A 13,540-nucleotide genomic window follows, 5' to 3' on the forward strand; every position below is an offset into this window, starting at 1 on the left:
GGATTCTAGAAAGCGCACCCCCCTAGGTCAACCATTCAGAATTTTTGTACCAAGCGGCGGGGTACTTAGAACTTATCTTTCCAGGCCCGCAGAGCCGCAAATACCTCACTCGGCGCCCGGTTTTGAGCGCCTGCCCGTTCGTCCACTTTTTGTGTAACTAATGTTTCAGTGGTGCGCAAAAACGGGTTTGTGAGCTTTTCCAGGGCGAGCGTCGAGGGCAGGGTCATCACACCGTTTTGCCGCTGCTGGGTGACTTTTTCCAGACGGGCGGTAATGTCCGGGTTCGTCGGTTCGACGGCGGCGGCAAACTTGAGATTGCTCAGAGTGTATTCATGCGTGCAGTAGACCAGCGTATCTTCCGGTAACGCTGCAAGGCGGCTGAGAGAATGGTGCATTTGCTCCGGCGTGCCCTCGAACAGGCGACCGCAACCGGCGGCGAACAGGGTGTCGCCGCAGAACAGCAGGCCGTGGTGGTAATAGGCAATGTGTCCCAGGGTGTGACCGGGCACCGCATAGACGTCGAAGTCCCAGCCGAGCACGCTGACGCTGTCGTTGTCCTTGAGCGCCACATCGCGCGCCGGAATGTTTTCGCTGGCCGGGCCGTAGACTTTCGCCCCGGTCGCCGCTTTCAGGCGTTCGACGCCGCCGACATGATCATGATGGTGGTGGGTGATCAGAATGTCGCTCAACACCCAGCCCGGGTGCGCTGCAAGCCATGCCTGTACCGGCGCGGCATCGCCCGGATCGACCACCGCGCAGCGCTGGGTGCGGTGATCCTGTAACAACCAGATGTAGTTGTCGGTGAACGCGGGCAGGGCACTGATCTGTATCATCGTCGGAATTCGCCAAGCGGAAAACATTGGCGCATCTTAGTAGTTCCTGGCGCTTTGGAGAATGCGATGAGTGATAAAGCGTTCGCACAGGCTGATCCTGACTGGCTGGCCCTGATCGGTGCAGCCCGTGAATGGCTGTCCGGCCCGCTCGGGCAATTTCTGCTCGATGAAGAGCGGCGCATGCTCGAAGACGAGTTGGGCCGGTTCTTTGGCGGTTATCTGGTGCATTACGGCCCCTCGGCCGAAACCCCGCCGGCGGCGCCGCAAGTGCAGCGCAATGTGCGCCTCGGTGCGCCGTTGCCGGGGGTCGAGATTGTCTGCGAAGAGCAAGCCTGGCCGCTGAGCGAGCATGCTGCCGATGTGGTGGTGATGCAGCACGGCCTGGATTTCTGTCTGTCGCCTCATGGTTTGCTGCGTGAAGCCGCGAGCAGCGTGCGCCCCGGCGGGCATTTGCTGATCATCGGCATCAACCCGTGGAGCACCTGGGGTCTGCGCCATGTTTTCGCCCACGACGCCTTGCGTCAGGCGCGCTGCATCTCGCCGTCGCGGGTGGCCGACTGGCTCAATCTGCTGGGCTTTGCGCTGGAGAAACGCCGCTTCGGGTGCTATCGTCCGCCGCTCGCGTCACCCAAGTGGCAGGCCCGTCTGGCCGGCTGGGAACGCAAGGCCGGTGACTGGCAGCTGTCGGGCGGTGGCTTCTATTTATTGGTCGCGCGCAAGATCGTCGTGGGGCTCAGGCCGTTGCGGCAGGAACGTCGCGAGCCGATGGGCAAGCTGATTCCGCTGCCGATGGCCAAGGTCAACCGCCGCCGCATCGAACCGTAAACCTTCTTTTATTTGTGGCCGGGCTTGTCCCGGCCTCGGTCATTGTCGATCCGTGATCGGCAAGACAGGCATTTTTCTGGATAGAGTGGCATGAGCGAAAGCGTTGAAAGCGTCGACACCGTAGAACTGTTCACTGACGGCGCCTGCAAAGGCAACCCCGGCCCGGGCGGCTGGGGCGCCTTGCTGGTGTGCAAGGGCGTCGAAAAGGAGCTGTGGGGCGGCGAAGCCAACACCACCAACAACCGTATGGAACTGCTCGGCGCGATCCGTGGCCTCGAAGCCTTGAAGCGTCCGTGCGAAGTGCTGCTGGTGACTGACTCGCAGTATGTGATGAAGGGCATCAACGAGTGGATGGCCAACTGGAAAAAACGTGGCTGGAAAACCGCCGCGAAAGAGCCGGTGAAGAACGCTGATCTGTGGAAAGAGCTGGACGAGCAGGTCAACCGCCACAAAGTCACCTGGAAATGGGTGCGTGGGCACATTGGTCATCACGGTAACGAGCGGGCGGACCAGTTGGCTAACCGTGGTGTCGACGAAGTGCGCGGTTACAAGCAGAGCTGATTTTGCCGTTACACCGTGGCGCGGCCTTCGCGAGCAGGCTCGCGAATGGGACGCCACGGTCTGACTGAAACACCCCACCGAGCGTGTTAACATCCGCGTTTTTTGCAAGATCGACCCGTTGAGAGCTGAACACTGATGGCCACCAGATCCGTTGTACTCGATACCGAAACCACCGGCATGCCGGTGACCGATGGTCACCGGATCATTGAAATCGGCTGTGTCGAACTGATCGGCCGACGCCTGACGGGCCGGCATTTTCACGTTTATCTGCAGCCGGATCGCGAGAGTGATGAAGGCGCCATCGGCGTTCACGGCATCACCAACGAGTTCCTGGTCGGCAAGCCACGCTTTGCCGAAGTCGCCGATGAGTTTTTCGAGTTCATCAAAGGCGCGCAGCTGATCATCCACAACGCGGCGTTCGACGTTGGCTTCATCAACAACGAATTCGCCTTGATGGGCCAGCAGGATCGCGCTGACATCACCCAGCACTGCTCGATCCTCGACACCCTGATGATGGCCAGGGAACGTCACCCGGGGCAGCGCAACAGCCTCGATGCGTTGTGCAAACGTTATGGCGTCGACAACTCCGGCCGTGAATTGCACGGCGCTTTGCTCGACTCGGAGATTCTCGCCGACGTCTACCTGACCATGACCGGTGGCCAGACCAGTCTGTCGCTGGCGGGTAATGCGTCTGACGGCAATGGTACTGGCGATGGTGCGGACAACTCGGCGACCGAGATTCGTCGTTTGCCGGCGGATCGCCAGCCAGCGCGAATCATTCGTGCGACGGAAGAGGAGCTGGCGGCGCATCTGGTGCGGTTGGAGATCATTGCCAAGTCTGCCGGTGGCCCGGCGTTATGGACGCAGATCGCCGAAGCCGACGCCCAGGCCTGAAGATCAAGAGATCGCAGCCTGCGGCAGCTCCTACATTGAAATGTGATCCCCTGTAGGAGCTGCCGAAGGCTGCGATCTTTTGTTTTTAGCGGTATGAAGCCAAGTGGCCACCCTCGCCACTTTCGCTGCAACCCTCTACCCTGAGTGCATTGGCCGATCCAATTCTGCCGCCTCGGGACACTGAGCCTCATGTACAAAGATTTGAAGTTTCCGGTGTTGATCGTCCATCGCGACATCAAGGCCGACACGGTCGCGGGTGACCGTATCCGTGGCATCGCCCGGGAGTTGGAGCAGGAAGGCTTCAATATCGTTTCGGCCATCGACTACACCGAAGGGCGGTTGGTGGCATCGACCCACCATGGCCTCGCGTGCATGCTGATTGCCGCCGAGGACGCCAGCACTAACTCGCATCTGTTGCAGAACATGGCCGAACTGATCGGTCTGGCACGGGTGCGTGCGCCGGATCTGCCGATCTTCGCCCTCGGTGAGCAGGTCACCCTGGAAAATGCCCCGGCCGATGCCATGGCCGAGCTCAATCAATTGCGCGGCATTCTCTATCTGTTCGAGGACACCGTGCCGTTTCTGGCGCGGCAAGTGGCGCGGGCGGCGCGCAAGTATCTGGATGGCTTGCTGCCGCCGTTTTTCAAGGCGCTGGTGCAGCATACGGCGGACTCCAATTATTCCTGGCACACCCCCGGCCATGGCGGCGGCGTGGCGTATCACAAGAGTCCGGTGGGGCAGGCGTTCCATCAGTTCTTCGGTGAAAACACCCTGCGTTCGGATTTGTCGGTGTCGGTGCCGGAACTCGGTTCGCTGCTCGATCACACCGGGCCACTGGCCGAAGCGGAAGCGCGGGCGGCGCGCAATTTCGGCGCCGATCACACCTTTTTCGTGATCAATGGCACCTCGACCGCCAACAAGATTGTCTGGCACTCGATGGTCGGGCGCGATGATCTGGTGCTGGTCGATCGCAACTGCCACAAGTCGGTGTTGCACGCCATCATCATGACCGGCGCCATTCCGTTGTACCTGTGCCCGGAGCGCAATGAGCTGGGGATTATCGGCCCCATTCCGCTGAGCGAATTCAGCCGCGAATCGATTCAAGCGAAGATCGATGCCAGCCCGCTGACCAAGGGCCGCACAGCGAAAGTCAAACTCGCCGTGGTCACCAACTCGACCTACGATGGCCTCTGTTACAACGCCGAGTTGATCAAGCAAAGCCTCGGCAACAGCGTCGAAGTGCTGCATTTCGATGAAGCCTGGTACGCCTACGCGGCGTTTCATGAATTCTTCACCGGGCGCTACGGCATGGCCACCTCGCGCAGCGAAGACAGCCCGCTGGTATTCACCACGCATTCCACGCACAAACTGCTGGCGGCGTTCAGTCAGGCGTCGATGATTCATGTGCAGGACGGCGGCGCGCGGCAACTCGACCGCGACCGTTTCAATGAAGCGTTCATGATGCACATTTCGACCTCGCCGCAGTACAGCATCATCGCTTCGCTGGACGTGGCGTCGGCGATGATGGAAGGCCCGGCCGGGCGTTCGCTGTTGCAGGAAACCTTCGACGAAGCCCTGAGCTTTCGTCGCGCGCTGGCCAATCTGCGTCAGCACATTGCCGCCGATGACTGGTGGTTTTCGATCTGGCAGCCGCCGGGTGTCGAAGGCATTGATCGCGTGCAGACCGAGGACTGGCTGCTGCAACCGGATGCCGATTGGCATGGTTTCGGCGAAGTCAGTGACGATTACGTGTTGCTCGATCCGATCAAGGTCACCCTCGTCATGCCGGGGCTCAATGCCGGTGGCGCGCTGAGCGAGAAGGGCATACCGGCGGCGGTGGTCAGCAAGTTTCTTTGGGAGCGCGGCCTGGTGGTGGAGAAGACCGGGCTGTATTCGTTCCTGGTGCTGTTCTCGATGGGTATTACCAAAGGCAAGTGGAGCACGCTGCTCACCGAACTGCTGGAGTTCAAGCGCAGCTACGATGCGAATGTGCGCCTCGACACCTGCCTGCCGTGTGTGGCTCAGCAAGACACCGCGCGTTATCGCGGCATGGGCCTGCGCGATTTGTGCGATCAATTGCACGCCTGCTACCGCAGCAATGCCACAGCCAAACACCTGAAACGCATGTACACCGTGCTGCCGGAAATTGCCATGAAACCGGCCCACGCCTACGATCATCTGGTGCGCGGCGAAGTCGAAGCGGTGCCGATCGATGAGCTGGAAGGCAGGGTTGCGGCGGTCATGCTAGTACCGTATCCGCCGGGCATTCCGCTGATCATGCCCGGCGAACGCTTTACCGAATCGACCCGATCGATTATTGATTACCTGAAATTTGCTCGCACGTTCGATAGCAGCTTCCCCGGTTTTGTCGCGGATGTGCATGGATTGCAGCACGAAGATGAAGGCAATGGGCGGCAATACACCGTCGATTGCGTCAAGGAATGAGGACTTTTCCCAGTATGCAACCGGTCATGAATCCAAAATACCCAGGGCTGTCGGTGCGCGTCGCCGATGAAGGCTTTGCGCCGTATATCTGGGGCAGCGACTTCAGCTTCGAAGTCGCGGCCTATGGTGCCGCCGTGATTGGCCTGCCTGTGGAACAATGGCGGGTGACGCCGATCGTGCCGTACCGCAAGTGCTACGGCATTGATCCGGAGGAGTTCAGCGCTTTCCACAACGCGCCGGACAGCGCGATTTTCATGGCCTATCTCGACGATGAGCCGGTCGGCCATCTAGTGATCAGTACTAACTGGAACGGCTTCGCGCATATCGATGAACTGGCGGTGCATGCGCCGGCTCGTCGGCATGGCGTGGCCAAGGCATTGCTGGATGTCGCGCAGTTCTGGAGCCGCAAGAAAAAGCTGCCGGGGATCATGCTGGAAACCCAGAACAACAACCTCGGCGCCTGTCGGCTGTATGAGCGTTGCGGCTATGTGATCGGTGGTGTCGACCAGTTGCGCTATCGCGGCATTGATCCGAACACCGCCGAAGTGGCGCTGTTCTGGTATCGATTATTCGATAACCCGTTGGAGAACCCGATCAGCTCGCCAGCATCGCCTCGGCTTGTTCCGTGAGGATCGCCAGTAATGTCTGAATCGCTGCCGACGGCGCGACGTGCTTGAAGGTCAGCGCGTAGACGCTGATCGGTACGGCCGGCGACAGCGGGCAGACATCCAGCCCGGCCGGGCGCGCGCCCAGTGCAGTGAACGGGTCGACGATGGCCAGGCCTTCACCGGCCTCGACCATGCTGCGCATCATCTGATGGGTTTGCACCCGCGTCTGCACACTCGGCGCCGGGCGCAGCGCCTGGAGTTTGTTTTCCAGTGCCGGGCTCAACGGGTCCTGACCTTCGAGGCCGATCATGGCCTGACCGGCCAGATCCTGCAGGGAAATGTATTTCTGTTTCGGCTGCAACCAGCCATGGGGCGCGAGCAATTGCAGTTTGCCCTGGGCCAATGGCCGGCAATCAATGTCGGGATGTTCGGGGTCGTGCAGGCTTAAACCGAGATCGCTCTCGCGCAGCAACAGGCTGCGGACAATGTCGCGAGTCGGCGCGCTGAGCAGGCTGCACGGTGCGTCGGGCAGACGACGACGCAGGGCGGCGAGACTTTGTGGCAGTAATTGTTGCGCCAGCGGCGCAGTGCCGATGATGCGCAAAGGTGGGGCGAGGTATTGCTTGAGGCTGCTGGCCAGCCGTTGCACCGGCTCCAACGCTTCATAAACGTGGGCGATTTCGACCTGCAACGCCCGCGCTTCGGGTGTCGATTGCAGGCGTCCGCGCACGCTGGCGAACAGCATGAACCCCAACTGACTCTCGGCTTCGCGCAAACGCTCTTCGACCTCGGCCACCGGCAACTGCAACCATTCGGCGGCGGTGCCCAGGTGACCGGTCTGCAAGAGCGCCTGAATCACTTCGATATGACGTAAACGCATGCGTGAAGTCCATGTTCAGCAGGTGGGGTCAGTGGCTGAATCCTACCCCAAGTCTGCGCATATGACTTCTGCTCATAACGGCCAGTTATGAAGCGACGGTTGGCTCGGGTTCACGCGTCAGGGTGATACCTGACTGGACCAGGAGAAACTCGTTCTCGCTGACCTTGTTGACGCGATCGCCAATCGCCAGTTTGTAAATCGGCTCCGAGCCAGTGGAACCGTCTGCCGACGGATTGGATTCCTGGAACTCATGCACGGAATAAACGCGGCCTTCCGCATCTCTTGCATGGAACTGACCGACGAGTACTGCTGCCATCTGCTTAGAACCTCTGGAGATAAAACGCTTGATTTGCGGCTTGGTAGACCGCCATCAAGGCCTGTAAGTTTTCCTACAGGAAAAAAATAATCAGCACGCAGGAATTTGCCCTTGTGTGCTGGTGGAATCGTCACCGAATCATCTATAACTACTGGCTCCTCCCACGGACCATCGAGAGTCTTCCATGAGCAATGTCTACAACGTCGCCGTAGTGGTCGGTAGCCTGCGCAAAGCATCGATCAATCGCAAAGTCGCCCTGGCACTGGCAGAACTGGCCCCGGCGAACCTAAAGCTTGAGATTGTCGAAATTGGCGATCTGCCACTGTATAACGAAGACATCGACGGTGATTCACCGCCGGCAGCCTACAGTACTTTCCGGGAAAAAGTGGGTTCATCCGACGCGGTGCTGTTTGTCACGCCCGAATACAACCGTTCGGTGCCAGCGCCGCTGAAGAATGCCATCGACGTCGGCTCGCGGCCTTATGGCAAGGCTGTCTGGAGTGGCAAACCGGGGGCGGTGATCAGTGTTTCGCCAGGTGCCATCGGTGGTTTCGGGGCGAATCAGCATCTGCGCCAGTCGTTCGTGTTTCTCAACGTGCCGTGCATGCAGCAGCCGGAAGCGTATCTGGGCGGTGCAGGCTCGGCGTTTGATGAGGCGGGCAAGTTGAGTGAGTCGGTGAAACCTTTTCTGCAAAGCTTTATCAATGCGTACGGTCAATTCGTAGAGCAACACAAAAAATAAGCCATACACGGAACACAATGTAGGAGTGAGCCTGCTCGCGATAGCGGACTGTCAGTTACAAATCGGTCGACTGACACACCGCTATCGCGAGCAGGCTCACTCCTACAGGTTTTGTGGTGCCCTCACTAACTCCATTTTCATGTAAGGCTGTTGCGGATGCTCGCTGCGTCACTGATTTTCCTGCTGACCATTACCCTTGTCATCTGGCAACCTAAAGGCCTCGGCGTCGGCTGGAGTGCGACGCTTGGCGCCGTGCTGGCGCTGATCTTCGGCGTTGTGCACCTGAGCGATATCCCGCTGGTGTGGCAGATCATCTGGAACGCCACTGGCACTTTTGTCGCGCTGATCATCATCAGCCTGTTGCTCGACGAAGCCGGGTTTTTCAATTGGGCCGCGTTGCACGTGGCGCGTTGGGGGCGGGGCAGCGGGCGCAAGCTGTTTGCCTTTATGGTGCTGCTCGGCGCGCTGGTTTCAGCGCTGTTCGCCAATGACGGCGCGGCGCTGATCCTCACGCCGATCGTGATTTCGATGTTGCTGGCGCTACGGTTTTCTCCGGCCGCGACCTTGGCCTTTGTCATGGGCGCGGGTTTTATTGCGGACACGGCGAGCCTGCCGCTGGTGGTGTCGAACCTGGTCAACATTGTTTCGGCGGACTTCTTTCACATTGGCTTCAACCGCTACGCAGCGGTGATGGTGCCGGTGAACTTCGTCAGCGTCGCGGCAACGCTGGGTATGTTGCTGTGGTTCTTCCGCCGCGACATCCCAGCGGCGTACGACCCTGAGCAACTCGAACATCCCGAAACCGCGATCCACGATAAAGCCACGTTCTATGCCGGTTGGGCGGTGTTGGTGATTCTGCTGATCGGTTGCTTTGCGCTGGAGCCGCTGGGCATTCCGATCAGTGCGATTTCCGCCGTGTGCGCCGCGCTGTTGCTGGGCATCGCCGCCCGTGGCCACAAGATTTCCACGCGCAAGGTGATGAAGGAAGCGCCGTGGCAGATCGTGATTTTTTCGCTGGGCATGTATCTGGTGGTCTATGGCCTGCGCAATGCCGGGCTGACCGGGTATCTGGCCGGTTGGCTGGATGTCTTCGCAGGTCACGGCGTCTGGGGCGCGGCAATGGGCACGGGGGTGCTGACGGCGTTGCTGTCGTCGATCATGAATAACCTGCCGACGGTGTTGATTGGTTTGTTATCGATCGATGCGAGTCAGGCGAGCGGGGTGGTCAAGGAGGCGATGATCTATGCCAACGTGATTGGCAGCGATCTGGGGCCGAAGATCACGCCGATCGGCAGTCTGGCGACGTTGTTGTGGCTGCATGTGCTGGAGCGCAAGGGCATTCACATTGGCTGGGGGTATTACTTCCGGGTCGGGATTGTGTTGACGGTGCCGGTGTTGTTGGTGACGTTGGCGGCTTTGGCTGTGCGGCTATCCATTTGGACCGAGTCGACCCCAATCGCTGGCAAGCCAGCTCCCACAGGGATCTTCTGTGTGCTCACTACCTGAGTCGCACCACAAAGCCAGCTCCCATTAGCTTTGTGGTGTGTTCACTATCTGGGCCACACCACAAAACCTGTGGGAGCTGGCTTGCCAGCGATGGGGCCGGTACAGGCGACACAAAAAAATCAGGCCTGGCCGGGTACATTCGGCCAAAGGTCGGACACCAGAAACAACCGCTCCGCCTCTTCCCATTCCCCTCGCGCATTTTCGATCAGGCGCACCATCAACTGCGCCGGGGCCAATGGCTCAAGATCCTCCAGCCACATCCGTAAATGCTCCAAAGTCCAGGTCTGATCCGCCGGATAATGCGCCGGTGCCAGCCAGGCATGGCGGGGCAGAGGTTGCCAGCGTCCGGCTGGACGTTGCGCGACAAACGCCGGCCAGTCCTTCTGATGCAACCAACTGCCGCGCAAATGCTGCGGATGCGCACCGTTCGGTGATTCAGCCTGCCCGGGCCACGGGTACAACAGATAACCGCCCAGCCACAGCTGCGCACTGAACACCTCGATGTCCAGCTTCGCCAATACTGCACGGCTTTCCGGGCGCGCCGAAATCGGCAACTGATGTTGCGCCAGATGCGCCAGCTTGCGGTCCAGCCGATCATGACAACCCGGCCCCAGCCATTGCGCCGGATCACGACCGTCACCATTTTGCGGCCCAAGGTAAAGCTTGATCGCCAGTTCCAGGTGATGCACGCCATCGCGATCACGCAGCAGCATGTCCAGCTCACCGAGGGTGTGGCCCTCACGGCGGATCGGCAGGTTGGCGGCGATCAATTCAATGCCCGGCGCATGCTGCACGGCAAACTGCCACAGACGCTCGTAATACAAGCCCAGCCGCCGCGTACGTGCCTGTGACAACCAATGCAGCAAGCCATAGCTGTCGTGATCAAGCTGGCGCAACCAGTGCTCCAGTCGCTCTGGATCGTGCACCCAGTCACTGCCCGCCAGCGGATGGCGCTGCGGCCACGGTGTGGTGGCAAGCATCGGCGGGGCGAGGATCACCCACGCCAGATCGCGCACTTCCGGATGGCGTAATTGGTGGGGCAACTGCAGCAAGTCGGGAAATAGGATCATCTTGCGAGCATAGCCGTAAACACGAGCACACCCTTGAGGCTGAAAGGATTTTGTCTAACCGGCGCTTTCGCCCATAATCGTGTTTTTCGCGTTTTCGATTGTCCGCAGAGGTCCCATGGAGCAATTTCGTAATATCGGCATCATCGGTCGCCTGGGCAGTTCCCAGGTGCTGGATACCGTCCGCCGACTGAAACGGTTTCTGCTCGATCGTCACCTGCATGTGATCCTCGAAGACACCATCGCCGAAGTCCTGCCGGGCCACGGTTTGCAAACCTCGTCGCGCAAGATGCTCGGCGAAGTCTGCGACATGGTCATCGTCGTCGGCGGTGACGGCAGCCTGCTCGGCGCCGCGCGTGCGCTGGCCAAACACAATATTCCGGTGCTGGGCATCAACCGTGGCAGCCTCGGCTTCCTCACCGATATTCGCCCGGATGAGCTGGAAGTCGAAGTCGCCAAGGTGCTCGACGGCCACTATCTGGTGGAAAACCGCTTCCTGCTGCAAGCCGAAGTGCGCCGGCATGCCGAGGCCATTGGTCAGGGCGACGCGCTCAACGATGTCGTGCTGCACCCCGGCAAATCGACGCGGATGATCGAGTTCGAGTTATACATCGACGGCCAGTTCGTCTGTAGCCAGAAGGCCGACGGCCTGATCGTCGCCACGCCAACCGGTTCCACCGCGTACGCGCTGTCCGCCGGTGGGCCGATCATGCATCCCAAGCTCGATGCCATTGTGATCGTGCCGATGTACCCCCATATGTTGTCGAGCCGGCCAATTGTGGTCGATGGCAACAGTGAGCTGAAAATCGTCGTGTCGAAAAACATGCAGATTTACCCGCAAGTCTCCTGTGACGGGCAGAACCATTTCACCTGCGCGCCGGGCGACACCATCACCGTCAGCAAGAAAGCGCAGAAGCTGCGCTTGATTCACCCGCTCGACCATAACTACTACGAAGTCTGCCGCACCAAGCTCGGCTGGGGCAGCAAGCTGGGCGGTGGAGGCGACTGATGCTCGATCCCGCGCGCAGTTATGACCTGATTGGTGACGTGCACGGATGCGCCCTGACCCTCGAACACTTGCTTGACCGACTCGGTTATCACAAGCAGGGCGGGGTCTGGCGGCATCCATCGCGCATGGCCGTGTTCGTCGGCGACATCATCGACCGTGGCCCACGCATTCGCGAAGCGCTGCACATCGTCCACGACATGGTCGAGGCCGGTCAGGCCTTGTGCATCATGGGCAACCACGAATTCAACGCGCTGGGCTGGAGCACGCCGGCGCTACCGGGCAGCGGCAAGCAGTTCGTGCGCGAACACACGCCGCGCCATGCACGCCTGCTGCACGAAACCCTGACTCAATTCGAAGACCATCCTGGCGACTGGCATGATTTCCAGCGCTGGTTTTACGAGCTGCCGCTGTTTGTCGACGCCGGACGTTTCCGTGTTGTCCACGCTTGCTGGGATGCCGGACTGATCGAACCGTTGCGAGCGCTGTTCCCCAATGGCTGCATCGACGAACACTTCCTGCAGGCCTCGGCCGTGCCGGACAGCTTCGCCTGCACCGTGTTCGACCGTCTGCTGCGCGGCACTGACATGCGCCTGCCGGATGGCCTGACCATGACCAGCGGCGACGGTCTGGTGCGTTCGTTCTTCCGCACCAAGTTCTGGGAAGACGATCCGAAAACCTACGGCGATATCGTCTTCCAGCCGGATGCACTGCCAGACCCGGTGGCGCAGAAGCCGCTGACCTCCAGCGAAAAAAACAACCTGCTGCGCTACGGCGTCGACGAGCCGTTGCTGTTCGTCGGCCACTATTGGCGCAGCGGCAAACCGGCGCCGATCCGCCCGAACCTCGCGTGTCTGGATTACAGCGCGGTGCTCTACGGCAAACTGGTCGCCTATCGTCTGGATCAGGAAACCCGCCTCGATCCGCATAAATTTGTCTGGGTCGATGTCGAGCGGCCGGAGGTGCTGCAATGAGTGCGGTAGCGGTATTACGTCTGCCGTTGGCAGTGGACTTGAGCGGTTTCGTCAAACTGCTGCAACGTATGCAAGTGCCGCATCGGGTCAGCGAAGAGGCCGGCGAACAAGTGTTGTGGGCGCCGGCGGAAATCAGCGATGACGTGCGTTCACTCTACGAACGCTTCCCGGCTGGCGATCCCGATCAGCAAATGGACATTCCCGTCGCGCCGACCGTCAAACGGCCGAGCTTTGCCGAGCAACTGAAATACGCCAAGGCCACCGGGTTCATCCTGTTGTTGTGCCTGATCGTTGGTGGATTGACGTACCTCGGTGAGAATCTGCAGACCCTGCGCTGGCTAACCTTCCTCGATTTTCAGGTGGTCGGCGAGTACATCCATTTCACACCGTTGGCCGACAGCCTTGCGGCGGGGCAGTGGTGGCGGCTGGTCACGCCGATGCTGATCCACTTCGGCATCCTCCACCTGGCCATGAACGGCATGTGGTACTGGGAGCTGGGCCGGCGTATCGAGTCGCGTCAGGGCAGCATTAACCTGATCGGCTTGACGCTGTTGTTCAGCCTCGTTTCCAACTACGCACAGTTTGTCTGGAGCGGCGCGACCTTGTTTGGCGGGCTGTCCGGCGTACTTTACGGTTTGCTCGGGCATTGCTGGATCTTCCAGCTGCTGTCGCCGAACCCCGCCTATCGCCTCCCGCGCGGCGTGCTGGTGATGATGCTGGTGTGGTTGCTGGTGTGCATGTCCGGGCTGATCTCGATGATCGGTTTCGGCGAAATCGCCAACGCTGCCCACGTCGGCGGGTTACTCATCGGATGCTTCACCGGTTTGTTGGGCGGTTTGTATAACCGCCGTAAACTGGCCGCCTAAAATTTTCTGTAGATAAA

General features: G+C 60.1%; 13 protein-coding genes and 1 pseudogene. 10 read left to right on the forward strand and 4 right to left on the reverse strand.

Annotated elements, in window-relative coordinates:
• Positions 1-65: 65 nt before the first annotated feature.
• Positions 66-833: a hydroxyacylglutathione hydrolase gene (gloB, locus tag CKW38_RS03615; RefSeq protein WP_095112191.1), complete on the reverse strand. Its 768-nt coding sequence runs from the start codon at positions 831-833 to the stop codon at positions 66-68.
• Positions 834-899: 66 nt separating this feature from the next.
• On the opposite strand from gloB, the gene CKW38_RS03620 reads away from it, so the two are divergent.
• From CKW38_RS03620 to CKW38_RS03640, 5 genes are all read left to right on the forward strand, one after another.
• Positions 900-1,658 (forward strand): class I SAM-dependent methyltransferase, encoded by a 759-nt coding sequence (locus CKW38_RS03620; RefSeq protein ID WP_007910573.1) that lies wholly within the window; start codon positions 900-902, stop codon positions 1,656-1,658.
• Between the two features lie 90 nt (positions 1,659-1,748).
• A complete protein-coding gene (rnhA, locus tag CKW38_RS03625) occupies positions 1,749-2,219 on the forward strand; it encodes a ribonuclease HI (protein WP_007910572.1) in 471 nt (156 codons plus the stop codon).
• Between the two features lie 135 nt (positions 2,220-2,354).
• Complete coding sequence (dnaQ, locus tag CKW38_RS03630) at positions 2,355-3,113, forward strand: DNA polymerase III subunit epsilon (RefSeq protein ID WP_007910571.1); 759 nt, start codon at positions 2,355-2,357, stop codon at positions 3,111-3,113.
• A gap of 189 nt (positions 3,114-3,302) precedes the next feature.
• Entirely contained in the window at positions 3,303-5,558 is a 2,256-nt protein-coding gene (locus CKW38_RS03635) for an Orn/Lys/Arg decarboxylase N-terminal domain-containing protein (protein ID WP_095111848.1), read from the forward strand.
• Positions 5,559-5,572: 14 nt separating this feature from the next.
• On the forward strand, positions 5,573-6,187 hold the full coding sequence (locus CKW38_RS03640; protein ID WP_095111849.1) for a GNAT family N-acetyltransferase: 615 nt from the start codon (positions 5,573-5,575) through the stop codon (positions 6,185-6,187).
• Here CKW38_RS03640 and CKW38_RS03645 read toward each other — a convergent pair.
• Both CKW38_RS03645 and CKW38_RS03650 read right to left on the reverse strand, forming a co-directional pair.
• The gene (locus CKW38_RS03645; RefSeq protein ID WP_095111850.1) at positions 6,153-7,046 is read right to left on the reverse strand and encodes a LysR family transcriptional regulator; all 894 of its coding nucleotides are present in this window, start codon (positions 7,044-7,046) and stop codon (positions 6,153-6,155) included. The two genes, CKW38_RS03640 and CKW38_RS03645, sit on opposite strands and share 35 nt — an antisense overlap.
• An 85-nt stretch (positions 7,047-7,131) precedes the next feature.
• A complete protein-coding gene (locus CKW38_RS03650; protein ID WP_007910567.1) occupies positions 7,132-7,362 on the reverse strand; it encodes a hypothetical protein in 231 nt (76 codons plus the stop codon).
• A 184-nt stretch (positions 7,363-7,546) separates the two neighbouring features.
• On the opposite strand from CKW38_RS03650, the gene CKW38_RS03655 reads away from it, so the two are divergent.
• Together CKW38_RS03655 and CKW38_RS03660 are read left to right on the forward strand one after the other, a co-directional pair.
• Positions 7,547-8,104 carry an NADPH-dependent FMN reductase gene (locus CKW38_RS03655; RefSeq protein ID WP_007910565.1) on the forward strand — a complete coding sequence of 186 codons (558 nt, stop codon included), beginning with the start codon at positions 7,547-7,549 and terminating at the stop codon, positions 8,102-8,104.
• Between the two features lie 156 nt (positions 8,105-8,260).
• A pseudogene (locus CKW38_RS03660) lies at positions 8,261-9,541 on the forward strand (arsenic transporter); the annotation flags it as partial.
• A gap of 188 nt (positions 9,542-9,729) precedes the next feature.
• Here CKW38_RS03660 and CKW38_RS03665 read toward each other — a convergent pair.
• A complete protein-coding gene (locus CKW38_RS03665) occupies positions 9,730-10,680 on the reverse strand; it encodes a DUF1853 family protein (RefSeq protein ID WP_095111851.1) in 951 nt (316 codons plus the stop codon).
• 115 nt (positions 10,681-10,795) lie between these two features.
• Between CKW38_RS03665 and CKW38_RS03670 the strand changes: the two genes are divergently transcribed.
• Genes CKW38_RS03670 through CKW38_RS03680 form a run of 3 tightly spaced genes read left to right on the forward strand, consistent with a single transcriptional unit; the run spans position 10,796 to position 13,523 of the window.
• A complete protein-coding gene (locus tag CKW38_RS03670) occupies positions 10,796-11,686 on the forward strand; it encodes an NAD(+) kinase (RefSeq protein ID WP_003224174.1) in 891 nt (296 codons plus the stop codon).
• Positions 11,686-12,657: a metallophosphoesterase gene (locus tag CKW38_RS03675; protein WP_007919225.1), complete on the forward strand. Its 972-nt coding sequence runs from the start codon at positions 11,686-11,688 to the stop codon at positions 12,655-12,657. The genes CKW38_RS03670 and CKW38_RS03675 overlap by 1 nt, the downstream gene beginning before the upstream one ends.
• A complete protein-coding gene (locus tag CKW38_RS03680; RefSeq protein WP_095111852.1) occupies positions 12,654-13,523 on the forward strand; it encodes a rhomboid family intramembrane serine protease in 870 nt (289 codons plus the stop codon). Before CKW38_RS03675 ends, CKW38_RS03680 begins: the two co-directional genes overlap by 4 nt.
• Positions 13,524-13,540: the final 17 nt, after the last annotated feature.

The organism is Pseudomonas sp. Irchel 3H7 (assembly GCF_900187605.1).
Taxonomy (GTDB): Bacteria; Pseudomonadota; Gammaproteobacteria; order Pseudomonadales; family Pseudomonadaceae; genus Aquipseudomonas.